Annotated in this window: 38 protein-coding genes and 1 tRNA gene; all 39 read left to right on the top strand. The window is 65.6% G+C overall.

Going from position 1 to position 25,163, the window contains the following annotated elements; all coding sequences use genetic code 11:
- Window positions 1-17 precede the first annotated feature (17 nt).
- Window positions 18-365, top strand: coding sequence for a Ref family recombination enhancement nuclease (locus AB1281_RS13690; RefSeq protein WP_430346169.1), 348 nt, complete (start codon window positions 18-20; stop codon window positions 363-365).
- Window positions 362-1,105, top strand: coding sequence for a hypothetical protein (locus tag AB1281_RS13685; RefSeq protein WP_164085188.1), 744 nt, complete (start codon window positions 362-364; stop codon window positions 1,103-1,105). Before AB1281_RS13690 ends, AB1281_RS13685 begins: the two co-directional genes overlap by 4 nt.
- Window positions 1,106-1,220: 115 nt before the next feature.
- On the top strand, window positions 1,221-1,709 hold the full coding sequence (locus AB1281_RS13680; protein ID WP_430346168.1) for a hypothetical protein: 489 nt from the start codon (window positions 1,221-1,223) through the stop codon (window positions 1,707-1,709).
- Window positions 1,709-2,059 (top strand): hypothetical protein, encoded by a 351-nt coding sequence (locus tag AB1281_RS13675; protein WP_430346167.1) that lies wholly within the window; start codon window positions 1,709-1,711, stop codon window positions 2,057-2,059. Before AB1281_RS13680 ends, AB1281_RS13675 begins: the two co-directional genes overlap by 1 nt.
- The gene (locus tag AB1281_RS13670; protein ID WP_430346166.1) at window positions 2,059-2,184 is read left to right on the top strand and encodes a hypothetical protein; all 126 of its coding nucleotides are present in this window, start codon (window positions 2,059-2,061) and stop codon (window positions 2,182-2,184) included. The genes AB1281_RS13675 and AB1281_RS13670 overlap by 1 nt, the downstream gene beginning before the upstream one ends.
- A 92-nt stretch (window positions 2,185-2,276) precedes the next feature.
- Window positions 2,277-2,729, top strand: a complete 453-nt coding sequence (locus AB1281_RS13665; protein WP_430346165.1) for a hypothetical protein — start codon at window positions 2,277-2,279, stop codon at window positions 2,727-2,729.
- Window positions 2,726-2,995 carry a hypothetical protein gene (locus AB1281_RS13660; RefSeq protein ID WP_430346164.1) on the top strand — a complete coding sequence of 90 codons (270 nt, stop codon included), beginning with the start codon at window positions 2,726-2,728 and terminating at the stop codon, window positions 2,993-2,995. Before AB1281_RS13665 ends, AB1281_RS13660 begins: the two co-directional genes overlap by 4 nt.
- Entirely contained in the window at window positions 2,992-3,408 is a 417-nt protein-coding gene (locus AB1281_RS13655) for a hypothetical protein (RefSeq protein WP_180853778.1), read from the top strand. Before AB1281_RS13660 ends, AB1281_RS13655 begins: the two co-directional genes overlap by 4 nt.
- Window positions 3,405-4,364, top strand: coding sequence for a hypothetical protein (locus AB1281_RS13650; protein ID WP_430346163.1), 960 nt, complete (start codon window positions 3,405-3,407; stop codon window positions 4,362-4,364). The genes AB1281_RS13655 and AB1281_RS13650 overlap by 4 nt, the downstream gene beginning before the upstream one ends.
- The gene (locus AB1281_RS13645; protein ID WP_040007342.1) at window positions 4,357-4,542 is read left to right on the top strand and encodes a hypothetical protein; all 186 of its coding nucleotides are present in this window, start codon (window positions 4,357-4,359) and stop codon (window positions 4,540-4,542) included. Before AB1281_RS13650 ends, AB1281_RS13645 begins: the two co-directional genes overlap by 8 nt.
- Window positions 4,542-4,739 carry a hypothetical protein gene (locus tag AB1281_RS13640; RefSeq protein ID WP_008268603.1) on the top strand — a complete coding sequence of 66 codons (198 nt, stop codon included), beginning with the start codon at window positions 4,542-4,544 and terminating at the stop codon, window positions 4,737-4,739. Before AB1281_RS13645 ends, AB1281_RS13640 begins: the two co-directional genes overlap by 1 nt.
- On the top strand, window positions 4,736-5,170 hold the full coding sequence (locus tag AB1281_RS13635) for a hypothetical protein (RefSeq protein WP_040007344.1): 435 nt from the start codon (window positions 4,736-4,738) through the stop codon (window positions 5,168-5,170). Before AB1281_RS13640 ends, AB1281_RS13635 begins: the two co-directional genes overlap by 4 nt.
- On the top strand, window positions 5,170-5,445 hold the full coding sequence (locus AB1281_RS13630) for a hypothetical protein (protein ID WP_040007346.1): 276 nt from the start codon (window positions 5,170-5,172) through the stop codon (window positions 5,443-5,445). Before AB1281_RS13635 ends, AB1281_RS13630 begins: the two co-directional genes overlap by 1 nt.
- Window positions 5,438-5,632, top strand: coding sequence for a hypothetical protein (locus AB1281_RS13625; RefSeq protein ID WP_430346162.1), 195 nt, complete (start codon window positions 5,438-5,440; stop codon window positions 5,630-5,632). The genes AB1281_RS13630 and AB1281_RS13625 overlap by 8 nt, the downstream gene beginning before the upstream one ends.
- On the top strand, window positions 5,619-5,906 hold the full coding sequence (locus AB1281_RS13620; RefSeq protein WP_430346161.1) for a hypothetical protein: 288 nt from the start codon (window positions 5,619-5,621) through the stop codon (window positions 5,904-5,906). Before AB1281_RS13625 ends, AB1281_RS13620 begins: the two co-directional genes overlap by 14 nt.
- 121 nt (window positions 5,907-6,027) lie before the next feature.
- Window positions 6,028-6,104, top strand: a tRNA-Met gene (locus tag AB1281_RS13615).
- A gap of 168 nt (window positions 6,105-6,272) precedes the next feature.
- On the top strand, window positions 6,273-6,629 hold the full coding sequence (locus AB1281_RS13610; protein ID WP_430346160.1) for a hypothetical protein: 357 nt from the start codon (window positions 6,273-6,275) through the stop codon (window positions 6,627-6,629).
- Entirely contained in the window at window positions 6,593-7,345 is a 753-nt protein-coding gene (locus AB1281_RS13605; protein ID WP_430346159.1) for a hypothetical protein, read from the top strand. The genes AB1281_RS13610 and AB1281_RS13605 overlap by 37 nt, the downstream gene beginning before the upstream one ends.
- Entirely contained in the window at window positions 7,342-7,578 is a 237-nt protein-coding gene (locus AB1281_RS13600; RefSeq protein WP_008268153.1) for a hypothetical protein, read from the top strand. The genes AB1281_RS13605 and AB1281_RS13600 overlap by 4 nt, the downstream gene beginning before the upstream one ends.
- A 38-nt stretch (window positions 7,579-7,616) precedes the next feature.
- Window positions 7,617-7,949, top strand: coding sequence for a hypothetical protein (locus tag AB1281_RS13595; protein WP_430346158.1), 333 nt, complete (start codon window positions 7,617-7,619; stop codon window positions 7,947-7,949).
- Window positions 7,946-8,125 (top strand): hypothetical protein, encoded by a 180-nt coding sequence (locus AB1281_RS13590; RefSeq protein ID WP_040007350.1) that lies wholly within the window; start codon window positions 7,946-7,948, stop codon window positions 8,123-8,125. The genes AB1281_RS13595 and AB1281_RS13590 overlap by 4 nt, the downstream gene beginning before the upstream one ends.
- Window positions 8,122-8,748: a Gp49 family protein gene (locus AB1281_RS13585; protein WP_430346157.1), complete on the top strand. Its 627-nt coding sequence runs from the start codon at window positions 8,122-8,124 to the stop codon at window positions 8,746-8,748. The genes AB1281_RS13590 and AB1281_RS13585 overlap by 4 nt, the downstream gene beginning before the upstream one ends.
- Window positions 8,745-9,047, top strand: coding sequence for a hypothetical protein (locus AB1281_RS13580; protein ID WP_180853771.1), 303 nt, complete (start codon window positions 8,745-8,747; stop codon window positions 9,045-9,047). The genes AB1281_RS13585 and AB1281_RS13580 overlap by 4 nt, the downstream gene beginning before the upstream one ends.
- Before the next feature lie 3 nt (window positions 9,048-9,050).
- Window positions 9,051-9,344, top strand: coding sequence for a hypothetical protein (locus tag AB1281_RS13575; protein WP_430346156.1), 294 nt, complete (start codon window positions 9,051-9,053; stop codon window positions 9,342-9,344).
- 9 nt (window positions 9,345-9,353) lie between these two features.
- Complete coding sequence (locus AB1281_RS13570) at window positions 9,354-9,935, top strand: head fiber protein (RefSeq protein ID WP_430346155.1); 582 nt, start codon at window positions 9,354-9,356, stop codon at window positions 9,933-9,935.
- Window positions 9,936-9,987: 52 nt separating this feature from the next.
- Complete coding sequence (locus AB1281_RS13565; protein WP_430346154.1) at window positions 9,988-10,647, top strand: terminase small subunit; 660 nt, start codon at window positions 9,988-9,990, stop codon at window positions 10,645-10,647.
- 3 nt (window positions 10,648-10,650) lie between these two features.
- Window positions 10,651-12,087 carry a terminase large subunit domain-containing protein gene (locus AB1281_RS13560; RefSeq protein WP_008266580.1) on the top strand — a complete coding sequence of 479 codons (1,437 nt, stop codon included), beginning with the start codon at window positions 10,651-10,653 and terminating at the stop codon, window positions 12,085-12,087.
- Between the two features lie 3 nt (window positions 12,088-12,090).
- Window positions 12,091-14,181: a hypothetical protein gene (locus tag AB1281_RS13555; protein WP_008266975.1), complete on the top strand. Its 2,091-nt coding sequence runs from the start codon at window positions 12,091-12,093 to the stop codon at window positions 14,179-14,181.
- Window positions 14,182-14,199: 18 nt separating this feature from the next.
- A complete protein-coding gene (locus AB1281_RS13550; protein WP_008265989.1) occupies window positions 14,200-15,318 on the top strand; it encodes a hypothetical protein in 1,119 nt (372 codons plus the stop codon).
- A 217-nt stretch (window positions 15,319-15,535) separates the two neighbouring features.
- Window positions 15,536-16,654, top strand: coding sequence for a DUF4043 family protein (locus tag AB1281_RS13545; RefSeq protein ID WP_008265674.1), 1,119 nt, complete (start codon window positions 15,536-15,538; stop codon window positions 16,652-16,654).
- Window positions 16,655-16,729: 75 nt separating this feature from the next.
- Window positions 16,730-17,113 (top strand): hypothetical protein, encoded by a 384-nt coding sequence (locus AB1281_RS13540; RefSeq protein WP_430346153.1) that lies wholly within the window; start codon window positions 16,730-16,732, stop codon window positions 17,111-17,113.
- Window positions 17,114-17,166: 53 nt separating this feature from the next.
- On the top strand, window positions 17,167-17,673 hold the full coding sequence (locus AB1281_RS13535) for a hypothetical protein (protein WP_430346152.1): 507 nt from the start codon (window positions 17,167-17,169) through the stop codon (window positions 17,671-17,673).
- Window positions 17,674-17,676: 3 nt separating this feature from the next.
- Window positions 17,677-18,351: a DUF6682 family protein gene (locus AB1281_RS13530; protein WP_430346151.1), complete on the top strand. Its 675-nt coding sequence runs from the start codon at window positions 17,677-17,679 to the stop codon at window positions 18,349-18,351.
- 15 nt (window positions 18,352-18,366) lie between these two features.
- Window positions 18,367-18,780 carry a hypothetical protein gene (locus tag AB1281_RS13525; protein ID WP_008266645.1) on the top strand — a complete coding sequence of 138 codons (414 nt, stop codon included), beginning with the start codon at window positions 18,367-18,369 and terminating at the stop codon, window positions 18,778-18,780.
- Between the two features lie 10 nt (window positions 18,781-18,790).
- Window positions 18,791-19,090: a hypothetical protein gene (locus AB1281_RS13520; RefSeq protein WP_164085143.1), complete on the top strand. Its 300-nt coding sequence runs from the start codon at window positions 18,791-18,793 to the stop codon at window positions 19,088-19,090.
- A gap of 15 nt (window positions 19,091-19,105) precedes the next feature.
- Window positions 19,106-19,957: a hypothetical protein gene (locus tag AB1281_RS13515; RefSeq protein ID WP_430346150.1), complete on the top strand. Its 852-nt coding sequence runs from the start codon at window positions 19,106-19,108 to the stop codon at window positions 19,955-19,957.
- A 2-nt stretch (window positions 19,958-19,959) separates the two neighbouring features.
- Window positions 19,960-23,262, top strand: a complete 3,303-nt coding sequence (locus AB1281_RS13510) for a hypothetical protein (protein WP_430346149.1) — start codon at window positions 19,960-19,962, stop codon at window positions 23,260-23,262.
- Window positions 23,259-24,428 (top strand): hypothetical protein, encoded by a 1,170-nt coding sequence (locus AB1281_RS13505; protein WP_164085141.1) that lies wholly within the window; start codon window positions 23,259-23,261, stop codon window positions 24,426-24,428. The genes AB1281_RS13510 and AB1281_RS13505 overlap by 4 nt, the downstream gene beginning before the upstream one ends.
- A 93-nt stretch (window positions 24,429-24,521) precedes the next feature.
- Complete coding sequence (locus AB1281_RS13500) at window positions 24,522-25,160, top strand: hypothetical protein (protein ID WP_050413359.1); 639 nt, start codon at window positions 24,522-24,524, stop codon at window positions 25,158-25,160.
- Window positions 25,161-25,163: the final 3 nt, after the last annotated feature.

The raw sequence follows: 25,163 nt of genomic DNA, 5'->3' as shown, positions 1-25,163 counted from the left end.
GCCCTGGAAACAGGGCGATGAGAAAGTCTGAGGCAGCACGCGTTGATGAGGCGAAAGTGACGGTGTGCATCCCGTGCTTGATCTGGTCGGAAATGGGGCGCATGCCGCTTGAGCACGTGGCCACCTGCAGCGACTACAACCACGTGAAGTCGGGGAACATCCGCATCAGCCATGCGCACGGTTACGCCGGATGCCTCTGGCATCATCGCGGGCGCATCGAAGTGGACGGTTGGACGCACGCGCGGATGCGCGAGTATTTCGGCCCCAGTCTGGCCGAAGGGTCACGCACGTTCCACGAGACATTCGGAAGCGACGATTACCTCATTGCGCGCCAGACGGCGCTGCTGACGGGAGAGGCGGCGTGAGCAGGAATGTCGGAAAGACCATGGCGAGGCTCAGCCCGCGCAGCCTGCCGCTGCAGGTGGCCGGGTCACGCGGTACGGGCCAGCCAGAGCTGACCGCCATCGACATCGCGAACGCGCTGGCAGTTGCCGGCGGCGATCACCGGAAAGCGCTGGCAGTTGATGTGCTGTGCCTGCGGTGGTGGCCTGCGAGGATCGAAGGGCCCATGCGCGTGGTCGGCCATCGAGAGGTGAAGCGACCACTGCCACCAGTCGACGGCAAGCCCCGCTTCTACATCGAGCGAATGCCGGTAGAGAAGCCCAGCGAAACAGAGGCATTCCTTGGCATCGCGTCGCTACTGGCGCGGGCACTGTCCGGTCGGGCGCGCAAGGTGCTGGCACCCAAGACCCTCGCCAAGGTGGGGGAGCCTGCGTTTCTTCAACGATGGGCGAGGGCGGTCATCGATGAGTACAGAAACCCGCACCACTGCCCGGTGTGTCGGGATTTTGGCCGACCAGGTGAGGTAGCCAAGCCGGTATTGCAGGAGGGCAAGGTGGTCGGCTTCGAGTGGCATTTGTGCGAGGACTGCGAGGGCACAGGCGTGCAGCCCTGGGGAAAGCATCGCCGGGCCAAGGCTGTGCAGATCCGGGAGGCGACCTTTCGCGACGAGTTGAATCCGCTGCATGAGGGCGCTTTGGCATTGTTGCGGGAACTCGAGCACAGAGGGGCGCGCATGGTGAATGCAAAGCTCCGCGACGACTGAATGCGGGCGGTGTAGAAAAATTTAGGTTCAACATGTTGACACCGCCAAAAGGGCGGCGTAGTCTGCGCAGCAAGCCCGCCACGGAGGCGGGTTTTAACAGACCATGAGGTTTAACATGTCGAACCATGAGGTTTCCTCGACTGCCGTGGCGGAACTGCTGGCAAGCATCCGCGCACAGGCCACCACCAATCACTTCCAGCATGCCGACGACGCCGCCTTCATGGCAGAGCACGATCTGACGGCAGCGGGGAAGTATCAGATCCGTGAGCGGATCCTGATCGAGCGCGCAGTGATTCGGAAGGCTGTGTCGGACCTGATCGCTGAGGGCTACGCCATCCAGGTTCACAACGGTGAAGAACTCTCGGTGACCGGCACCCGCGACGCGGGCACGGTCATGGCGGCGATCATGCAGACCGATGAGGACCGCCTGTATCTGCTGAACGTCGAAGGCCCTGCGTATGCGCCCAAGATGACCCGCGTCGGCTGGGTGCACCTTGTCTATGGCAACGATGGGTGGGACGTGGTGAGCGACTACACGACCAACCTGGGTAACGCACTGACTGGCGCCGGCGACCTTGCTGACGCGCTCGGGGAGGTGCTGTGATGGGCGCCGCCGTGTTCTTGCAGGTGGAGGAAACCGCCACGATCCTCGCCGCGCTGCGGTTCTACCAGCAGCACGGCCAAGGTAATCCGGACAACCGTAGCGACGAGATCCACGAGATCGCAACCGGTGGCAACGATGACCTTACCTCCCTTGACGAAGAGGGTATCGACGGCCTGTGCGAGCACCTGAACATGGGTGACGACAACTGGCAGACGATCATGGCGGCACGCGACCGCTTGTATGAAGTGCTGCACGACCCCGATGGGGGCGACCTTGGGGACGAGTGCGATGCGGCCGGCAATCTCGTGGATGCCATCGACGCGTTCCGCGCCTCCCACGGGGATCCGTGATGACTGACGACACGAAGCCTGCGACCTGGATCACACAGTACGTGTGGGAAATGGCCGCGGTATTCGGCCTGATCGGCCTTGGCCTGGGTTTCGTGCTCGGCTGGGCCATAGGAGAGGCCCGATGACGCCCCCACCACCACCGCCCGGCGAAGCCGGGATCGCTTCACCTCGCCGGGCGCTGGCCCGGACCCACCAACACACGCCCATGAGGTTCAATATGCGACACCCTCCCGCGTTGACGCTCGCTCAGGCGACCAGGCTGGCCAGCCTTGAGGCCGGCTTGGCACGAGCGATCGATCAATCCCACCGTGAAGGCGACGTTGCACCGTTCCGCGCCTTCGAAGTGGCCCATTCACCGGAGTTGGAGCTGCTGCGCGCCGGCGCTGCTGGCGTCGACATTGACGTGCAGGAGATCAGCTCGCAGCGCTGGGCGGACCAGCTCAGCGTGATGCAGCCAGCCCGGCACCTGGTGCTGGACGTGGAGAACATCGAGACGTTCACCCCACGCGAGCCCTACAGCGGCGGTCTGTACCACCGCTACGTGCGTATCGGCCGGCACTGCTACCAGCTCGTGGCCCATCAGCTCGAATCGCTCGAGAGCATGGTCAAGCGCATTAGCGACTACGAGGTGGCAAAGGCGGGCGTCGCTGCCCAGGGCGGTGCCGCATGAGCGCCCCTGTCGATGTGCTGGCGGTGCTGGATCGCGCCATCGAAAGCGCCGGCCTGATGGTCAAGGCATCTGGTGACCTGCGAGCCGTGGCCTATCAAGACGACTTGTTCAAGGCCCGCGCCGCAGTCGCCGAGCTGATCGAGGCGGACAAGCGGATCGCCGAGAGGGCGCGCAGGAAGGCCGGCGGCGGCTGGTGGATGATCTCGAACGAGGACATGACCGCCCAGCGCACAGCCCTCGCCCGCGTCAAAGGCGGTGCCGCATGAGCCGCAGCGGATACAGCGACGACTGCGACACCTGGCCGCTGATCTGCTGGCGCGGCGCCGTTGCTTCGGCGTTGCGGGGCAGGCGCGGGCAGCAGTTCCTGATCGAGCTGCGCGATGCGCTGGACGCGATGCCCGAGAAGCGCCTCATCGCCGAGGAGCTGCAGGATGCCAGCGGCTGCCACTGCACGCTGGGAGTCATCGGCGCCAAGCGTGGCCTGGATATGACCGGGTTGGATCCCACCGACCGCGCTGCAGTGAGCCAAGCCTTCGGGATCGCAGAGGCGATGGCGGCGGAGATCGTCCACGAGAACGATGATGGTGAGTGGCGCAGGGACAAAGAGACGCCAGAGGCCCGGTGGACCCGGATGCGTGAGTGGGTCGAGGCACAGATCACGAAGGCAGGTGAGCCATGAACGGTCCGAACCTCGAGCGCTTCGTCAACGCCATCGCCTCAGACCTCGAGGAGGGTGGGTTCCGCGAGGTTACCGGCACCACGCTACGCCGGAATCTGACCACCGCCGTACAGGCGGCACTGCCGCTGCTGAAAGAACAGGAAGGCGGTGGCCACGCGCAGCCCGGTGGGAGGGTGAGGCTGGGGGATCAGGCCGAGCGGGCACGGTTTGAGGCATTCCTTAGCAGGAATCCGCTCATGGCTCTTTGTGCGGGGACGGCATGGCAGGTCTGGCAAGCCGCCCTCTCCGCCCAGCCCTCCCCGGGTGGTCAGGATGCGCGTGCGCAGTTTGAGGCGTATCGCGGTGGTGATTTCGAGCGTGATGCGCAGGGCTACTACACGAATGCGCGCACGGCGCAGGATTGGGCCATGTGGCAAGCAGCCCTCGCCGCCCGCCAGCCGGTGGGGGAGCCGGTGGCGGAAGTTGTCGAGATTGGTGGAGTGAAGAGGTTGCGTGTGTACCCCGACGCTGGGCTGCACGCACTCCTTCAATTCCCAGTGGGCACGCGGTACTTCACCGCCCCGCCCGCGCAGGCCGTGGACCTGGTGCAGCCGCTGCCGCTGATCGCGCGTGCACTGGCGGAGTGGCATGAAGACGATGGCAACGTGCTGTGGTGGGCGTGGTGTGGCCGGGGGTGGGCGGGGGAGCCGGCTTGGGCTGGCACGCCGAACGACAGTGACTGGCCCGGCTACCACACGCACTGGACCCCGCACCCGAATCAGCCGGCCCTGATCGACAGCCAGGCGGTGGGCAATGTGCAGGCGCTGCAGCTTGACCGTTACGACGCCGGCCTGCTGAGCGACGTGGGGGGAGGGGACACCGCGTGGTGGCTCAACTACCTGCGGTCGGAGTTGGCCCGCGCCCACGATCACTACCAGCACCAGGTGAACCCAGCAAAGGAGGCCGGCAATGGTTGAGTCGGCCCTGCTGCTGATCGTGGTGGTGATCGGCCCGGCCGCTGCCGGCGCGCTGCTGTATCACCTGTGGACCACCCGCCCGCGCCGACCAACGCACACGCACCAGGCCGTGGGTCAGATCCCGGTGAGCCGCCGCCGGCGGCAACAGGCGCTGCGGCGCCACGTGGAGGTGAGCTGATGGATCGCGAGATCAGCCTGCCGCTGTACGAGGCGGCCCGGCCCGTGCCCGAGGGCGGCTGGTACCTGACGTGGGGCTACGGGCAGAAGCCCATGGTCATGTACGCCAGCCAAGGCCTCACCCAGTGGCGCGATGGCATGCGCGCTATCCCGATCACCCACTACGCCGGCCCGCTGCCGGAAAGGAAGACCCGATGAGCGGCCACTACAAGCTCACGACCAAGCCATACGCCTCGCTCGGCCGAGCCACGCACAGGATCACCTCCCCTGGCGGCATCGTGTGTGCCGAGGTGCACGGCGACGAACTGCTGCCACATGCCGAGCGCCTGCTGGCCGATCTCAATGGCGTCCCGAATCCGTCCGCATCGCCGTCCGCATCCGAAGCGGACGCCTCCCCAGTGTCCATCCGTGGGGTGCTGCAGGCGATGCTCAACGGGATGGCCAAGGCCCACGGTGCAGATGCACCCGCTACCCAGTTGGTCCGCAATGCCATCGCCGATGCCGACCGCCTGGCCCTGGCCGCTGAGCAGGCCAAGGTCTACCTCGCCAGCAACGGCAGCGGCCCCGCACGCGACAAGGCATACAGGGGGCTGCATGCGGCCCTGCCCAGCTACAGGGGGGCGCTGTGATGGCCGAGCCGCAGCTCACGTACATGGGCATGCCGGTGCTGGTGTCCCCCATGGCGACGAAGACCGAGCCAGTCCGTCCGCACGTGAAGGGGAAGCACTCGCCCACCTACCACCGACGCATCAGCAAGAAGTGGCTCAAGCGGTTCGGTACCAGGCAGGTGCCGTGTCTCTACATGGTGGCTTCCCACCGGGTGGGTTTGCTGTCCTCTCCTGACACCGTGGTGGTTCATCCGGCCCTCTTGGACCGGGTAGCGGAGGCAGCTCGCCATGAGTAAGACCACCCATGGCGCATCGCTACAGGATGCCGACGACCTTGATTTCATTGGAGCTTTGACCAACGGCGCCCGACTCTTTGACGGGATTCCGATGGTGATGCCGCTCGCCCCGGCGCGCGCCGACACAGGTAAACCGTTGGTGCCCACCTCACGTGTGCGCGAGGAGACCGCCGATGAACAAGCCTGACGCCAGCCAAGGCTACGACTCGAGCAGCGGTCACACTCGCGCCCTCATCCAGCGGACGGGCCTCACCTACGCAGCGGTGGCGCAGCGCCTGGGGTGCAGCGTGCGGTCGCTCGAGCGTTGGGCTGGGCAAGGTGGGTCGATACCGTACCCCGAGCATTACCTCCTCGAGTGCCTGGCCGACCGTCGCGTCGCCAAGCCGAAGAAGGCTGCACGCAGGACCAAGGGCGCACCGTCGGGCAAACCGCACCCGCTGGCCGGCCTGCTTGGCCGATAGGTTCAACATGCTTGACCTGGCGCACCCCTATCCCTTACGTTTCCCCACGCTGGCGTAGTTCCCCCTGCTGCCAGCTTCCCCAACCCTCGGTCAGTCTGCGCTGGCCGGGGGTTTTTCTATTAGCGGGATAGAGCAGTCCGGCAGCTCGACGGTTTCATACGCCGTAGGTCGGTGGTTCGAATCCACCTCCCGCTACCACGTTCTTCGGCCAGCGCCCGGTAGTCACGGTCGCAGCGATACCCACACATTGGCCGTCGTGAGACGCGCCGTGCGGGTCCAGCCTATCTCTCCACTCGCAAGGTGATGCACAGCACCGCTGACGCAGCGGGCCGTGCCGGGCGCTGGCCGAACTTCCTCGAGGTCCACATGAAATCCATCGCTACCTGGCTGCGGCGCTGGCAGGAGCCGGTTGTCTGGCTGCCGGCCTTGGCCCTGATCGCTATTGCTGCATGGGTGGTGCTGGGCGCACTGGACCCGGCCTCCACCGTCGATGTCGTGGCTCGCTTGATCGAACTACCGATCCAGACCGCGTACGCGATCGCTGCGCTCGGGCTGGCCTGGCTGGCTCGCCGCCGCCAGCGCCGCAAGCTCAGCAAGGAAGAGGGACAGGAACTGTGGGCCGGCATCGTCGCCGGCCGTCGCGGTCCGCTGATCGTCTACATCACCGACACCATCGTGTGGATCGCATGCGTAGTTCTGCTGCTGCACTTCTTCTCGCCCTGAGCCTGGGCAGCGCGCACGGCGCGCAGCGGGCACTCGATGAGGTGCCATCGGCAATGGTCCGTGCGCGGGAAGCGGTGCAGTCCATCGTCCCGCCGGCGCCGCTGGTGCCGGAGCAGGTGTCCGACGCGGCCGTGGCCCACATCATCCGGTGGGAGATCACCAGCGCACGGCACTACGAAGAGCGCCTGCGCTGGCCGGTGTGGCCGGGTGGCGCGTCTGGCATCACCTGGTGCGTGGGCTACGACGGTGGACACCAGACGCCGGCGGTGATCGGCCGCGACTGGGCCAAGCACTACGCGGTGCAGCGCCTGAGCACCACCGCCGGCATCACCGGCCAGGACGCACGGGCTGTTCTTTCGCGCTACCGCGACATCACCACGCCGTACAGCTACTGCGAACAGGTGTTCCGCGCGGTGACGCTGCCGGCGTACCACCGGCTGGCGAAGCGGACGTTCTCCAACGGCTGGGACCGGCTGCCACCGGACGCGCAAGGCAGCCTGACGGCCACCGTCTACAACCGTGGCGCCAGCATGGCCGGCAGCCGCCGCAGCGAAATGCGCGCATTGCGCGACGTGTGCGTGCCTGCGGCCGACGTGGCCTGCATGGCGCGCCAATACCGCTCCATGTGCCGCCTGTGGCGTGGGACCGTCAACGAAACCGGGCTGTGCAACCGCTATGAAGACGCGGCCCGGCTTGCAGAGGGCCGCGCCCGATGAGCGATATGCAGATCCACCGCGACATGGGCCGAATGGAAGCAACGATCAAGGCTCAGGGAGAGCAGATCACCACGCTGGTGCAGCAGCAGAAGGAAATGCAGGCCCAGGTGCAGGAGATCCATGACGTGCTCACCGAGGCGCGCGGGAGCTGGAAGACGCTGCTGATGGTCGGCGGCCTGTCGTCGTTCATCACCGGGCTGCTGTTCAAGATCGCCACGGTGTTCAGCAAATGATCGCGCGCCTTGAGGCCTGGTGGGCTGCATGGAAGTGGGTGGCGATCCTCGCCGCGCTGTGTCTGGTGCTGGCCTCCCTCAACATCTGGCAGGCCTACCGCGCCATGACGGCACCGATGCGGCTCGAGAACGAGGCGCTATCGGCCAGCCTGCGCGCAGTCACCGGCATGGCCGAACAGCGCACACGCGACGACGCGAAGCTGATGGCCGACCTCGAGCGCATCGCTGATCGCGGCCAGCGCGTCCGCATCGAATACCGATCCATCGCAGCCAAGCAGCCGTTGCCGGAGCAGTGCGCTCCCGGCCAGCAGCGCGTGGATGCGATCAACCGCGCCCTCAGCGGCGCAACCAATCAGGAGTCGTCACCGTGACCCCGCAGACCCGTCAGTTCCAACCCCAGTACCTCGAGCAGGAGCTGGAAATCGCCCGCACCGAAGCCAGCATTGCCAACCTGGCCGCGCAGGCCAAGGAAGCCAAGGCGAAGGCATGGTTCTATCGCTCCCTCGCACTGCTGGCCCTCGTGCTGGCACTCGAGGTGCTGCTGTGAGCCGCGTCACCTTGGCCGAGATCGAGGCCGAGATCGTTGACGAGTTCTACGCCAGCGGCGCCGGCGCGTTCAGCAACAACTACCTGACGAAGGAGCACTACAGTGCGCTCAACCAGGTAACGCTGTGCGTGCTGATCCTTCGCAACGGATGCAAGGTGATCGGCGTGAACTACGGGGCCATCGATCCGGCGGACTTCGATGAAGCGCTCGGGCGTGCAGCAGCTCGCGAGGAGGCCATCGACCAGTGCTGGCCGCTGCTGGGCTTCCGCCGTCGCGATCAGATCGCGGGAACGGCAGAGGCCGCCGCCGCGAGCGAGCCGAAGGTCATCAAGCCGAGCGTGGGCCGCAAGGTGTGGTTCTTCCTGGATCCGCATCGCAGCATGCCGGCTGGGATGGTCAAAACCATGGCCATCGGTGAGGAGCAGCAGCCGATGGACGCCACCGTGATCTATGTGCACGACGATCACTGCGTCAACCTGTTGGTGACCGATCACCATGGCGGCCTGTTCCCCTTCCAGCGGGTGCAACTGATCCAGCCCGGCGACCAGGCCTGTGCAGCAGGCCATCGCGCGGAGTGGATGCCGTACCAGGTTGGCCAGGCCAAGAAGGCAGGTGGTGCGTGAGCGCTCCCTCGCCGCCGTGCGCGCCGCCATCCCTCGCAGCCGCCGGCATCAGCGCGGGCCGTGAGGACGTAGTAGCGCTGGTGACGCTGGACGCCCAGTTCGCCGAGAGCGGGGAAACCACGCTCAGCGCCGAGCAGGTGCAGCGCTTGGCAGACCTGGGCTGGGTGGAGGAGGGCGACGAGCCCGACGAAATCAGCATCAGCATGCTCGGCGAAGACGTGCTGGCCGAGATTGACCGGCAGGTGGCCACCATCACCCCGATCATCACGGCCGGTGCCACCGGCGAGAGCCAGGACTGAGCCATGCGCACTGCGCTTATCGCCATCGCCGTCGCGGCGCTGCTGGCCGGCTGCGGCCGGATCACGCGCCCGGTGCCGGCGCAGTGCAACGAAATCTGCCTCCTGCCGTGCACGGTTAACGGTGACGCCGGTGTGCGGTGGGAGGCAGACCCCAACAACGCCGAGGCGTGGGACGAGCTGGGTGGGGAGGTTGTGCCCACCCTGATCGGCAAGCTGCAGACCTGCGAGGTCCGCCGCGGCGCATGCGTCCAGTGCCTGCAACGGCTGGACAAGACCGGAATCATCCACCTGAAATGAGGACGCCCCATGGCGCTTGACGACTACACGATCCTGGTATCGGACACCCCCGAGGGCCTGGCCACCAAGGTGAAGGCCGCTGCGGCCGCCGGCCTGCTGCCGTTCGGCAGCATTGCCGTTGACGTGAGCCAGAAGCATTTCGCCCAGGCCATGGTGAAGGGCGACGTTGCTGGTGGCGGCGGTGGCGGTGGCACTCTGCCGATCACTGCCGACAACATCACCGACGCCAGCTCGGTCGGCAAGCAGGTGTTGACGGCCGCCGACCAGGCCGCAGCACGGACGGCCATTGGTGCGGGTACCGGCTCGTCCAACCTGGCCATCGGCGCGACTGCGACCACTGCAGCGGCTGGCAACCACACCCATGGTGCCGCCACCACCGCTGCTGCCGGCTTCATGTCTGGCGCCGACAAGGCCAAGCTGGATGGCATCGCAGCGAATGCCAACGCCTACTCACTGCCGGCTGCAGGCGTAGCCATCGGCGGCGTAAAGCAGGGCGTGGCCGTTGCTGATCCCACGAGCGAGACGGATGTCGTGGCGCAGGTCAAGGCCTTGATGGCGTCTCTGCGTGGGTCGGGCGCGCTGGCGACCTGATCGGCATAGGATCGACGTGAGCACGGACGTACTGGCCGGTGCACCTGCGCAGGTGATCGAGGCGTACAAGCGGCTGGGCGGGAAGCTCAAGGCGTTCGCGCTCGCCTTGCCGATGGCAGGGAGCCAGACGGAGGCAGCATTGAAGGCCGGCTACGCCGAGAAGACGGCCAAGGCCAATGCTTCGCAGTTCGCCGCGAACCCGGATGTCCGGATCGTGCACGACTACCTGGTCGGCTCCGTGGTGCGGACGGCGGAGATCACCTTCGAGCGCTGCATGGCGGAGCTGGCCAAGCTGGCATTCGGCGACCCTGCAGCGCTGTTCGGTGAGGATGGCGCGCTGCTGCCGCCGCACGAGTGGCCCAAGGATGCGGGCGCGATGATCGCGGAGGTGCAGCAGATCGACCTGTACGCCGGTGTGGGCGACACGCGCGAGAAGATCGGCGTCACCAACAAGATCAAGTTCGCCGACAAGCATGCGGCGCTGCGCACAGCGCTGCAGCTCATCGATGCGTTCCCGGACAAGAAGAAGAAGGTGGAGCACACCCACCGCGTCGGCGTGGTGGTGGTGCCGGCGAAGACGGGGCAGGGCCAGTCGGCAGGCCTGCAGGATGCGATCGAGGGCTCCGCGCAGCGCCTCGAGCAGCCGCAACGCAAGGGCAACGCGCCGGCATTCATGGTTCGCCGGGTGCAATCGCTGGCACAGCAGGGCTGAGCCATGAGCCTCGACTACCCCGCCGAGGACATCGTGTGGCAGCCCACGCCAAAGCAGTCTGATTTTCTGGCCTGCGACGACTACGAGGTGCTGTACGGCGGCGCTGCCGGCGGCGGCAAGTCGGATTCGCTGCTGATCGACGCATGGTGTCTGCCTTGGAACGGTCCCCAGCACCCGCAGCACCGCGGCATCCTGTTCCGCCGCAGCTTCCCGGAGCTGAAAGACCTCATCGACCGGTCACACGAGCTGTACCCGCAGTTCATCGAGGGCGCTCACTACGACAAGATCGAGCACCGCTGGAAGACGCCGTGGGGCGGCATGGTCGAGTTCGGCTATCTCAACGCCGACAATGACCGGTTCAAGTATCGAGGCCGCGCATGGAACTACATCGGGTTCGATGAGCTGACCCTGTGGCCAACCGCGACCTGCTACCTCTACCTGATGAGCCGCAACCGCACCACGGCGCGGGATCTGCCCAGGTACATGCGCGGCACCACCAACCCCGATGGCGTGGGCCAGCGCTGGGTGATGGAACGGTGGGGCATCGAGGAGGACGGCGGGCCGACGTGCCTGCCGGTCTCCATGATGTTCGAAGAGGAGGACGGCGAGGGCGGCTATCGTGAGGTGCCGAGAACCTTCACCCGCCGATTCATCCCGGCGAAGCTGACCGACAACAAGCACCTGCGCGGCACCGGCTACCGCGAGACGCTGATGATGCTGCCCCCGGAGGAGCGCGATGCGCTGCTGGCCGGTCGGTGGAGCGGCAACCGTGTCGAGGGTGCGTTCTACTTCCGCGAGCTGCAGGCGGCCCGTGCGCAGCAGCGCATCGGCAAGGTGCCGTTCGTACCAGGCGTACCGGTCAACACGTTCTGGGATCTCGGCTACAACGACTTCAATTCGATCTGGTTCCACCAGCAGATCGGGCTCACGAACCGCTTCATCCACGCGTACCAGAACAGCGGCTACGACATCTCGCACTACACCCGGTACCTGCAGGAGCTGGGCACCGAGCGCGGGTACGTCTACGGGAAGCACTACGTGCCGCACGACGCGGCCAACACCTCCCTGCAGACGGGCAAGACCATGATCCAGCTCCTGCGCGAGCAGATGGCCGGGCAGAGCTTCGAGATCGTGCCGCGCGTTGACCACGTTCTGGTCGGCATCAACCAGACCCGAGCCGCATTCGCAGGCTGCTGGTTCGATGAGGAGGAATGCGCCGATGGCCTGGCCTCGCTGGCCGCCTACCGGAAGCGATTCAACAAAGCCATCGGCGCGTTCACTGACGAGCCGATCCACGACAGCCACTCCAACTACGCCGACGCCTTCCGTCAGTACGCGCAGGGATACAACCCCGCCGCGATCATCACGAAGGATTCGGGCGACTGGAAGCGGCGCCTACTCGCGGCCAAGACCAAGGGCCGCAGCTACATGAGCCGCTGACCGATGAGCGACGTAACGAAGAACCGCGACACCGCCCGCGACGTGTTCTGGCGGCTGGACGAGTGCTACAAGCGCGGGCATGAGGACTTCATGGCCACCGCGACGCGGCTGGACGACTACTACCTCGGCGCGGGGCGGCAATGGGATCCCTCCATCCGGCAGGAGGTCGAGGCTGATGGACGGCCTGCGGTCGAGGTCAACATGTGCATGCAGGCAGTGAACGCTGCCGTCGGCTACCAGATCCAGAACCGTGTGGACATGGCCTACCTGCCCAAGGGCGGCCAGGCCGATGAGCAGCGCGCCAAGGTAATTTCGAAGGTCATCAAGCACGCCCTGGGCAATACCCAGTACCGGTTCCACGAGACAGACTCGTTCCTCGACGGTCTGATCCAGCAGCGCGGTTACCTGGACCTGCGCATGAACTACGACGACAACGACGAGGGCGAGGTCAGTCTGACCACCTTCGATCCGCGCGACGTGCTGCCGGATCCTGATGCAACGTCCTACAACCCGGACAGTTGGGCCGATTGCAGCATCACTCGTTGGCTCACGCACTCGCAGATCGAGCAGAACTACGGCAAGGACGCGGCGGACGAGATCCGCGACTCATCCATGGCCTACGTCCACAACAACTGGGGCGACGAGCAGGGGATGATGCGCGACGCGTTCGGCAACATGCCGCCGAGCTACGCGATGAACATGGGCTGGTACGGGGAGGAGGGAACCTGGCGTCGCTACAGGGTGGTGGACCGCCAGAGCCACGAGTACCAGCAGACGCTGGTGGCGAAGTGGCCAGCGACCGGTGACCTTCGCATCATCGAGGGCTTCGAGCCCGAGCTGATCGGCTGGCTGATCGAGCAGGGCGTTCACGTGATGCGCCGGCGCATCCGCCGCGTGCGGTGGCAGGTGTGCGCACCAGAGGTGTGCGTCTACGACAAGCTGTCGCCCTACGACCACTTCACGGTGATCCCGTACTTCCCCTATTTCCGTCGGGGCAAGACGGTCGGCATGCTCGACAATGCCGCGCAGGTACAGGATCTCATCAACAAGTTCGTGAGCCAGTACGCGCACATCGTCAACGCCAGCGCCAACGGCGGCTGGCAGGGCGAGGCCAACTCGCTCGAGAACATGACCGACGAGGAGTTCACCTCGCGCGGTGGCGAAACGGGCCTGGTCCTGCTGCGGAAGCCGGGCACCCAGCCGTTCCAGAAGATCGAGCCCAACCAGCCGCCGCGCGGCATCGAGAACATGATCGACTTCCTGCAGCGGAACATGCAGACGGTCACGGCGGTGAATGAGTCTGCGATGGGGCAGGGCAGTGCAGACATGAGCGGCATTGCCATCCAGTCGCGCCAGTTCGCCGCGCAGCAGGCGCTCGGCATTGCCCTGGACAACCTGAGCCGCACCCGGCAGATGCTCGCCGAGCGCACGCTCAAGCTGGTCCAGCGCTTCTACACCGCGCCGCGCGTCATCCGGATTGCCGAGCCTGACGAGTACGGCGTGGAGCGGCGCATCCCGCTGCTGCTGAACATGCCGCAGGACGACGGCACGATCCTCAACGACCTGACCATCGGCGAGTACGACGTAGAGGTCAGCGAGCAGCCCTATGCGGTCACCTTCGACAACGGCCAGCTCGAGCAGATGGAGCGGATCGTCTCGAAGATGGGTGTCCAGATCCCGCCGCAGTTCATCCTCAAGGCTTCGACGCTGGCGGACAAGACCGAGATCGCCAATGCGCTGCGCGAGGCGCAGGGCAAGGCGGATCCGGTCGCCGAAGCCGAGGCCGAGCTGAAACGGGCGCAGGCGCGCCTGGCCGACAACACGGCCGTTGGAAAGGCCGTCGAGGCGCAGTTCAGCGCGCTGCGCACGGCCGAGATCATCACCGCGATCCCGCAGACCGCCGAGATTGCCGACGCGCTGCTGCGGTCCAGCGGATTCAAAGACCAAGACGCGGCGCCGATCGTGCCGCAGCCGGCGCCGGGCGCCCTGCCCGAGCCCGAGGCGCTGCCGCCGGCATCTACCCATCCGCTCACCCCGGACAACCCGGAGGCGGGCATCACCGCCGGCATGCAGTCCCAGCAGCCGATCCAATAACCCAGGAGTCACCACCCTATGAGCACGCAGATCCCCGACGACAGCACCCACCCGAACAACATGGATGAGGCCACCCGCCAGAGCCTGCTGGCCTCCATCGATGACGATGCAGGCGACACCGACGACGCCGGCCAGGCCGCTGCTGGCACTGAGGGCGCCGCTGGCGCTGCCGGAGCTGGCACTGATGATCCCGATGCGGCCGCTGCCGCCGCTGCCGCCGCCGCTGGTGCTGCTGGCGGCGAAGGTGATGCAGCCGCCGGCGCTGCGGGTGCCGAAGGTGGTGGCGGGGAAGCCGGCAGCGGTGCGGCCGCAGGAGCAGCAGGTGCTGGCGCCGAGGGTGGTGCCGGTGCCGCTGGCAGCGAAGGCGGCGACGCCGGTGCGGCCGGCCAGGAGGATGACTCGAAGCCCGTCGACCGGGCTGCCTTCAACGGCGTGTTGAAGGAGCTTCGCGAGACTCGCGAAGAACTCAAGCAGTTCAAGGCACAGAAGCCATCTGTCAGCCAGCGGCCGGCAGATCGTGACTTCGCTGTGGAAAAGCAGAGCCTGCGGGAGAAGTGGGACGCCGGCGACATCGATACGGACGAGTACAACGAGCAGCGCGACGCGCTGGTGGTGGCCGAGGCCGAGCACCGCGCGACCCTGCGTTTCCATGAGCTGCAGGAAGCGCAGCGACAGGACACGATCCGCCAGCAGCAGGAGGCCGATCTGCAGTCCTGGAACGGCAAGGTGCAGAAGTGGGAGGCCGAGAATGCGGACTTCCTGGCCAACCCGATCCGCCGGCAGGCGGTGGCCTCCCTGATGGCGCAGCTCGACGCCGAGCAGGATCCGACGAAGCGCCTCAGCGATGATGCGCTGCTGGATACCGTGCGCAAGCAGGCGCACGAGGCGTTCAACTGGAATCCGGCTGGTGCTGGTGGTGCTGGCGGTTCCGCCGGTGCTGGCGCCGCCAACGTCGACCCGCGCGCAGTCGCTGCTGCCCGCGCCGCGGCGGCAGCATCGGGAACTCCGCCGCTGCCGACCGGTGGCATGGGTAGCGGCGCACTGGCCGGCAAGGTTAATCTGGAAGAGTTGAAGCCGGGTGACTTCAAGAAGCTGTCCCAGGCTCAGCGTGCTGAGCTGCTGGACGGCGAGCTGTAGGGTTCAGCAGTGGGAAAAGGGTGCCGCGCCCCACGCGCGGCTCGCTCACCGAGCAGGTGCTTCGCAGCACGCGAGCTGCGTTACCAATCGCGTCCCAAGGGTGGGTACCCCACGGCTCGCAGCCCCGATCCATGGCTGCGCTTCGCGGCGACCGGCGAACAGGTCAGTCCAGACATTTCCCCATTCCGACTGATGAACCCCGCAGGGAGAACCCACCATGGGTGCAACTGACTTTGGCTCGATGGAGCCGCAAAAGAAGCTCGCGTACCGCCTGAAGGCGTACGAGGAGATGACCGACAAGTTCTTCTTCACCAAGCTGCTGGGCAAGGAAGGCTCGGGCGCGATCGAGCACATCACCGAGCTGTCCAAGAACAGCAAGGGCGAAGCCGGCGCGTTCTTCCACCTGATTTCGCGCATGACCGGCGGCGGTACCGTCGGCGACAACCGCCTGAAGGGTCGCGAGCGCACCCTCGAGGCGCACTGGCAGCGTGTGAACTTCGACCAGATCCGCAATGGTGTGGTCAACAAGGGCAAGCTGGCCGAACAGAAGTCGGTGATCCAGTTCCGCCGCCCGGCGCGTCGCTCGCTGTCCGAGTGGCTGGCCGATTCGTGGGAAGACCAGGCCATCCTGACCGCTTCCGGTATCAGCTACGGCCTGAACACCGATGGCAGCCCGCGTGTCACCCCGGAAGGCCAGGATCCGTGGACCGACCTGGACTATGCGGCCGACATCCGCCCGCCGAGCAAGAATCGCCACTTCCGCTACTCGAAGACGCTGGGCCTGGTGGCTGGCGATACCAGCGCGATCGTGGCCGACGACAAGCCGGCCTACGCCATGCTGCCGTCCATCAAGGCCAAGGCCAAGATGAAGCGCATCACCCCGCTGAACATCGGTGGCAAGGATTACTACATCCTGCTGGTGCACGAAGAAACGATGGCGCACCTGTACCGTGATTCCGACTTCCGCCAGTGCCTGGTCGGTGGCGACGTGCGCGGCGAGGCCAACAAGATTTTCTCGGGCGCCGTCGTGACCATGAACGGGCTGGTGATCCACCCGTACACCCGCACCTTCAGCACCACCGGTGCGGCCAACAGCAACAAGTGGGGCAACGCGGGCACGGTCGACGGTACCCGCTCGCTGCTGCTGGGCGCGCAGGGCCTGGCCCTGGCCGACCTGGGTGCACCGGACTGGGACGAAGAGACCATGGACTATGGCAATCGCCAGGGTATCTCCATCGCCAAGATGGGCGGCTGGCTGAAGCCGCAGTTCCCCAGCTCCTACGACGGCGGCAGCGTCGAGGACTTCGGCATCATGGCGATCGACCACGCGCTGTGACCTGAAGGTTCCACATGAGACACCATCGGCCCGAAAGGGCCGATGCTTCATCCCAACGTCTGAGAGGTACATCCAATGAGCAAGACGCAGAGCGACACCCAGTTCGGGCGCAAGGTCGTGATCGACCTGGGCGTCAAGAACATCGGCGCCGGCAACGAGATCACCGTCAAGCTGCCGCAGGGCGCGATCATCACCGCGGTGGCGCTGCTGACCGTGGTCGCGTTCAACAGTGGCACCACCGCCACGGCCACCATCAGCGACGGCACCACCAAGTTCGCTGATGCTGTGGACGTGAAGTCCATCGGCAGCGAAACGACTGACAAAGCTCCGAAGCACTACGCGGAAGGCGGCACGCTGACCTTCTCGCTGGCGCAGACCGGTACCGGTGCCACCGCTGGCCGCGCACTGGCCATCGCCGAGTACGTCGTCGTCGGCGGCGGCGACGAAATCTACGGCTGATCCACGGGGCCGCCTTCGGGCGGCCCTCTCTTTATCACTTCGGAGTCACCACCATGAAATTCCGTCACCCCGATGGCGTGCGCCTGGCCCTGTCCAGCGGACACGTCACCCTTGTCGGTCCCGACTGGCAGCCCCTGCAGGAGATGTTCCACCAGGAAGCGCTGACCAAGGGCTGCGAATGCGACCAGACCACGATCCGGACGCGCACCCTCGAGCCGGCGGTCGCCGGTCCCAATGCCGTCACCCCGCTGGATGAGCGCGCCAAGATCCGGAAGGCGTTGATCCTTATGGTGGAGCGCAACGGCGAAGGCGACTTCACCGGTAGCGGCGCACCGAACATCAACATCGTCAGCAAGGAATGCGGCTTCCGCGCGGACAAGGGCCTCGTGCTCGAGGAATGGAATTCCATGGTGGAGGAGGCCCAGCAGGAAGAAGCTGCGCGCAAGGCTGCGGAGGCGGCCGGTGGTGCAGGCGCGGACGGCGGTGGTGCGCAGGTTGGCCAGCAGGGTGAAGCTGGTGCCGGCGCCGGTGTCGACGGTGCGCCGGGCGCTGGCCAGTAAGACATGAACCTGGCTGCCTTGATCGCCGAATACCGGCGGCGGGCCGATGACGAGGTGGCGCCCTTCTTCGCGGAGGGCGCCACCCTGATCGGATACGCCAATGAGGCCGTGCGGGAGGCATGCGTTCGCGCGCGCCTGCTGTTCGATGACGCGCCGCGGCCCGGCGTGACCACGTACGACGTTCAGCCCGGACAGGAGCGGGTGGAGCTGGGCGAGCTGGTGCACTGGATTGAGGCGGCCAGTTTCATCCGCGCGGATGGCCGCGAGTTCGAGCTTGAGCTGACTGGGTTGGATTGGATCCGTGACCACCCTGATTGGCGACGGAAATCGGCGAGCCGGCCGAAGGTGCTGGCGGACGACGGACGCGAACGCGTGCGCATGTGGCCCACCCCAAGCGGCGAAGGAACGCTGCAGCTCTCGGTCTACCGCTTCCCGCTGAAGGAAATGGTGGCCGACGAGGACACTCCTGAGATCCGCACCATCCATCACGCGGGACTGGTGGACTGGATGCTCTATCGGCAGTGGTCGCGGCCGGAGGCCGACGCCGAAGACCAGCAGAAAGCCGGCCTGGCGCTCACACAGTTCGAGCGCACATTCGGTACCCGAGACACTGCGGACGTGATGCGCAAGCACCGCGAACGCAAGCGCGTCACCACCACCTACGGCGGCATCCGCTAAACCTGGAGCATCACCATGGCAAATACCCTCTACGACAAGGGCCGGCAACGTTTCCTCGAAGGCCAGTTCAACTGGCTGAGCGACACCATCAAGTGCATCTTGGTGGACACAGGCGCATACACCGCGAACTTCACCACGCACGAGTTCCTGTCGGACATCCCGACCTCGGCGCGTGTGGGCACCGCCAGCGGCGTGACGCTGACGAGCAAGACCACGACCGGTGGTGCGGCAGATGCGGCGGACATCACATTCTCGAGTGTGACCGGCCCGAGTATTGAGGCGCTGGTGCTCTACGCAGACACCGGTACCGAAGGCACCAGCCCGCTGATCGCCTACATCGACACCGCCACCGGCTTGCCCATCACCCCCAACGGGGGCGACATCATCGTTACCTGGGACAACGGTACGAACCGCATCTTCAAGCTGTGAGGGCGCAGAGATGAGCCAGAAGCCGCCAACCCAGTCACTCGCGCCCGGCGGTATCGCCGCCTTTGGCGCAATGGGAGCAGAGCTTGCCTCTGCGCTCGATTTGGCTGCTCTCTGCCGGTTGCCGCCGTACCAGATGTACGTCGCCGAGCGGGAGCCGAACCATGTCGGCTTGGATGCAGAGCGCTATGCAATAGAGCGGACCGCGCATGCGCAAGCTCGCGGGGAGCTGCAGCGGTGGCTGGATCGCTACATCGCTTGGCATGCAGAGAAAGGCTGCTGGCGCAGCGAAAGCCCGTTCGGCGTGGCGTAACAGAGGAGTTGGAATATGCCTGTACTGGTGCCCATCAGCGATCAGCATTTCACCATGATTGACTTCACGTTGGAGGAGCGAACGCTCGATGCGATCTTCAGCCAGTGGGCGGCCGACGTGGTAAATCCGACTCCGTACACGGCAATTGGTGGAGACGACGGCATTTCGTTGATCGATGCTCCAGCTCTCTGGCCTGGCGGTCGCGACTCGCTATCGGTGGCGTACGAAGGCGGCATCGAGATTACTCCGCTGTACTTCGGCGCCGGCACGTCCTTTACCGCGAATCTTGCCTCGAACGGCATCAACCGGTACCAAAGCATGGACACGGGACGCCGGGTGGCGCTCATCTACCACCCGACAGGCCTTGACTCGGGTCTCTCCGAGTTCTCGGGAATTCGAAATTCCGTTGTTGGCCTGTTCCGCGGCAGCTACAACCGCACGGGTGAGGGGGTCAAGTTCGTAGCTCGAGCCGTGGCTGGAAAGCGTGTCGAAGTTGCTGTGGACAACACTGCGGCCGCCGCAGGTGTAACCGTAAAAGCTGTGGTGTTCGCCGGCACCAGCGTGGTTTCGGTTGCGGACGTTGGGACCATTCCGCGTGGCCAGCGTTACCTGATCCAGATGACCACTCGAGGGGGAGCCGTATCAGGCACGGTGGTTGACCAGGCAGGTGCGCCGGCGGCACGCCGTGTAGTGATTCATGAACGAGAGACGGGGAGTGTCGTTGGTCGAGGAATGAGCGGCACGGATGGCCGCTACTCGATCGACGTTTCGCTGCTGCCTGGAAAAGTGATGTACGTGATTGCGCTGGACGATGAGGTCGCACCACTGACCAACGCAGTGATCGCTGATCGCGTCGTACTGCAGTAACCATGGCCACCGAGGTCGAACTCCGATTTGACACACTTCCGACCGGATACATCCCGGCGGACAGCCGTGTTCTCGATCTCGGTTTCGGCGGGCCGCTGCCGAATCCACCGCCTGGCACGGTTTCTCCGTGGGGCATCGGTCGACTACCGATGCCGAGCGGGGCGACGGTGGTGCGTACCGTCCTGCCCGACCCGAAGGTTCGAGTTGATCTCGACTTCGGCACTACGCTGCCAGGCTATATCGGTCCGCCCAGCAACGATGTTCCGCTCTCGTTCCAGCCCATCGGTGGGGTGGATCTGGGCATCTTCCCTGGCGGTGAGGTCTTCACCGTGTTGGGGCAGCCGCTGGTGCGCAACCAGCAGATGCATGTTGGCCCTGCCGGGTTCCTCGCAGGCGCTGTCGGCGCTGGCGTGGTTCGGAACCATCTGGCCTACGTGCGACCTGCAGGCGCCGATCAGTCCCGCTACGGCCGGCCGTTGGTCGTCAACGGCTTCCCACAGGCCTTTCCGGTTGGCATCCCCCCGAGCGGCATCGGCCGGCCGACGGTATTCAACTTCAACCAAGAGGTGCGACCGGCTGGCCTGAATGCCTTCGGCGGGTTCGGTGAGCACTGGGTGAGCCTGGGTATTCGACGGATCACGCCGGCCGGGCTGGTGGCCACGCTGTGGGGCACGCATACCCTCGCAGGAGGAGTTCGTTGGATCGACCTTTCCAATCGCGGTATCACCTCCGCCGCGTTTGGCAGTGCCGTTGCCTGGTTCTTCGAGCGTCAGGTGTTTCCGCTGTGGTTTGTCGCGACGCGCTATGGCAACGCCCGATTGGACTTCAACCACGATGTGATGCCCGAAGGGATCCTGCCAGGCCGCGTGGGAACTCACGAGGTGCACGTCCCGCGTGTGATCGTAGACGTGGCTGGACGCGGTATGGCGCCGCCACCTATCCCGCTGCACCGGGTGGAAAATTTCGTCCAGCATGCGCAGCCGATTGGTTGGATGGATGGCGGCCCCAGTGAACCGGAGCGCTTCGGCCGCGGTGAGGTCATCAACAGGCTGCAGGTGATTCTGCAGCTATTCGCACCTTCCCCCAGCGATGGCGGGGTGTTCGGATCCTTCACCCGCGTGGACAACCGGAACAAGCTGGTGCGCACGGAAGGGCGCATTCATGCGGTGATGGGTGGACCTTCAGTGGCCAACAAGGCGCGGGTCGTCCGGACCCTGCCGGATCAGGACATGGCGCGGTGGGGCATGACGCTGGTAGCGGACCGAATCCGCAGTGTAAGGCCGCGAGGTGGGGATTCACTGGCGTGGGGCAGCCCGCTGGGGAACATCGTCTACAACGCGGCGCGCGTGGTAGCTCCTGCAGGCTGGCGAACTGAGGTCTTCGGTCAGCACGGGCCGGTGTGGAGCAACCGCCAGTGGTTCCGCCACGTGGGCGTAGACCAATCCGCGTTCGGCAGGGGAATGGTGTCGTTCCGGGTTCGTGCAGTAGCCGCGTTCTCGCTGCCCAACCCGCCGCCTTTCGGAGCGGCGGTTGTGCAGCACCTACAGCGAACGGTGAAGGCTGAAGGCTGGGCTTCGTTCCGTCACGGGTTGGCCACGCTGCACCAGCGCTTCAACATCATCGCTGCCTGGGCGGTTCTGCCGCCGGCAAACCAGATGGGCAGCAATACCGTGCGCAACGTCACCCCAGAGCTGAAACAGATGGGGGCAGTGGCCACTCTGTGGGGCGACGCACGGATCTATCACCGGTGGCGATCCTTCGACATGCAGGGATTCAACGCCCAGGCCTTCGGTACACATGTCGTAAAGGACCGGCGGCAGCCAGTGTTACCCGGTGGCATTGCACCGCGGCCGATTTCGCAAACGCATGCTGTCCGCAATGTGCTTCCGGATCCACCTGCAACGAGAACGCTCGGTGTGGTTGGGTGGGACAGCGGTGAGCGCAGGGTAGGTACGCCGATCGTGCGCGAGAATGCGATCCGGCCGGAAGGCTTCATCGCTACCCAGTACGGCATGCAACTGCTCGAGTACATGGGCATAGCGCCCATTGGCATCCCACCGCCTCGCGAAATCGGTGGTAACCAGTTCGGAACTCCCTCCCTCAATGCCTGGCGGACCATCGCGCCGGTGGGTGTGGTCGCGCCGGTTCCTCCTGTTGCAGACGTTGGGCCGCGCTACGTGTGGGCTCCGCGAGGCTATCCCTATAGCACCGGCCATTGGAACGAGCTGGGCCACATCATGGATTTCTACAGTCTGTTTAATGCCAACGGCCAGCTCACCACGGAGCGTCCGGTGTGGGGTCAGGCTGGCGTGAGCCATTTCCATCGGGCGGTCACTGCTGTAGGTGTCAATGCAGGGGCGCTGGGAATCCCAGCGCTTCGGGTCAATCCCCAGTACATTCGGATGGAGGGCAGCCGATTCCAGCGTTTCGGATTCCCGAAGGTGAACGCGGGTGGTGTCGTGGAAGCCGTTGGCAAGGACCAGGCAGAGTTCGGCAGGGCCATCATCATCGAGGCCGACTATGGGCCCCGAACGGCCAAGCCATCTGGGATCGTCGGGCTCAGCTTCGGGCTTTCCGAGGTCCAGCTCTTCCATCGCCAACTGCTGGGGCGCGGCTGGGACAGCTTCACGATCAGCTCGCCGGCGGCGCCATCATGGCCGCGGCGATCGCACTGGGTAAGCCACGCATACCCGCCGTTCAACGCGCAGGGCGCGGACATGGCGGTTTACGGATTGCCATGGGTCAGCAACGCGATTCGCTCCGTGTCGCCAGCCGGATTTGGAGACGGGGCGGTAGCTGAGTACACGCCAGGCCACTTCGCGGCGCGCATGCGTGTGCGCCGCACCGGGCGGGTTGTCAGCGCTTCGGTCGGGCCTGCCGGCAGCGTGGGTTGGCCGTCGATCAGCATGGGTACACGCTACGTCTGGCCCCGAGCGCTGGCGGCAGGTGGAAGCGGCGTTCCGCTGCTGGCGAGCACCTCCATTCTGCGCCCAAGCGGGTTGCAGGCCGGCGAATTCGGAGACATCGATCGGTGGGAGGCCGGGCACGCCAAGGTCCACGGTACCGATATGGGAGCGAGCGGGAACGCGATCATTCTGCGCGGGGTGCGTGCCGCCGGGTTTGCCGGCACGGTCGGCGCGCCGAGAGTTGGCCGTCCCGTCGCGCCCCACACATTCCGGGCAGACGCAGTAGGAGTGCCGACCGCCATCGCACGCTGGTGCGGCAATAAGGCAATGGCCGCGCAGGGAAGCGCACACGGCCGAGTAGGGATTCCGAAAATTGACACAGGACAGGTGAGCCCATGACTACTCCGCTCGGCCCGTGGCCGCTGGGAATGGACAACGTGAGCGCGTCCAGCACGCTCAAGCGAGACGAGGAGGGGCGGCAGGTTGCGCTGGTCGATGCCGCGAACGTCGACATTGACCGAGACGGCAGGCCTGGGCGGCGCCGTGGCGCACGCTTGGTACATGCGCGCGCGGACCTCCACAGCATCTGGTCCGGAAACGCCGGGGCGTTCGTGGCCGCTGGGGCAGAGCTGCTTTCTGCCCCCGACCTGCAACCGATCGCGCTGCTGAACAGTGCCGACCCATGTACCTATGCAGAGGTCAATGGGGAGGTTATTGTGGGAAATCGGACGACATTGCTGCGCGTCAAAAACGGCCGCGCAGCGCCCCTCGGAGTCCCTGATGCGCCTCCGCCGGCAGCTTCTGCAGGTGAGTCTGGAGGCATGCGCATGGGGCGCTACGGCGTGGCTGTGGCCTTTGTCTCCGATCAGGGTGAGGGAGGCCTTTCATCGCTGCGGTTCGTAGACGTGCCCGACGGAGGCGGAATCATCCTGTCCGCGCTGCCGACTGCGGGCGATGCTACGGCCCTACGTATCTACCGGACCCATCCGAACGGCGAGGAGCTGTACCGAGCGGCTGAGATCCCTCTCGGCTTCCCAAGCTACCACCTGGGCAACGGCGGGCTCGACGCCGCCGCAGACACCCGAAACCTGCGTCGCATGCCCCCAGGGCAGCATGTCGCCTCGTTCCAAGGCTATCTGCTAGTAGCGCACGGAAACGTGCTCCGGTTCAGCGAACCCCTCCGCTACGGCCTGCATTCGCCGCGGCACGGTTTCGTGCAGTTCCCGCACCGAATCACGATGCTTGCTGCCGTCGGGAGGGCCGTGTTTGTAGGGACGAGCGCAGGTGTCATAGTCCTGCGAGGGCCCCGTCCTCGCGAGTGGTCCCAGGACATGACGGGCGCGCTGGCGCCGATCGAGGGCGCTGTTGCTGTGGTCGCGTCCGGGGCACTGCGCACTGAACAGCCCGGCCAACGGATGGCCGTATGGCTGGCGCCCAACGGCTACGTGCTCGGAACTGAGGATGGGGCTGTGATCGAGCTGCAGGCAGATCGGATTACCGGTCTGATCCACGCTGCAGGCGCCCTGTGCGTTCACGGACGACGCGTCGTCGCCGCAGTCGCGTAGTACGATTGCAGTCGATGGCTGGGCATGGGCCCGGCCATTGTTGTGGCTGCAAGGTTCCATATGTCACACCATAAATCCACCAAGGAAACCGCCATGACTTCGAAGCTCGAACCGTTGATCCATACCGCCACCAAGAAGATGCGCAACTGGTTGCGGCGCTGGGATCGCCACCTTGCAGACGCACTGCGCCAGGGCAACTTCCGGGTCACGCCGGAAGGCATCGTGGTCTTTGATGACAAGGTGCTGCGCAACGCCTACTTCCATCGGGTCGTCGGGCGTGATGACGACTACACGGTTGACCACAACCTGCTGGTCGATCAGGGAATCATGAAGGCGTTGGGTGTCATGTTCTTCACCGATGCCAAGATCCCGGCCTGGTACCTGACGATGGGCAACGGTGCGGCCAATCCGGGCGCGGGCCTGACCGCTGCCAACTTCGCCTCGACACTGGGCGAGATCACCTCCACGACGGAGGGCTGGAGCAATACCACTCGGCCGAAGTGGAACCCTGCTGCGCCTGCCGCGAACGTCATCAGCAACGTGGCCAACAAAGCGCAGTTCAACATCGTGTGTGCGACCAGCATCAAGGTCACGTGCGGCATGCTCGTTTCCAGCGATGTTCGTGGCGGCACCGATGGCACGTTGTGGTCGGCGGCGCGTTTTAGCAATGAGCGCGAGCTGTACAACGGCGAGGTGTTCGAACTGGGCTACCAGACCAGCCTGACCGGTTGATGT

It is taken from the genome of Stenotrophomonas sp. NRRL B-14846 (assembly GCF_050473585.1).
Lineage (GTDB): Bacteria > Pseudomonadota > Gammaproteobacteria > Xanthomonadales > Xanthomonadaceae > Stenotrophomonas.
This window is presented reverse-complemented; position numbering and strand designations above follow the sequence as displayed.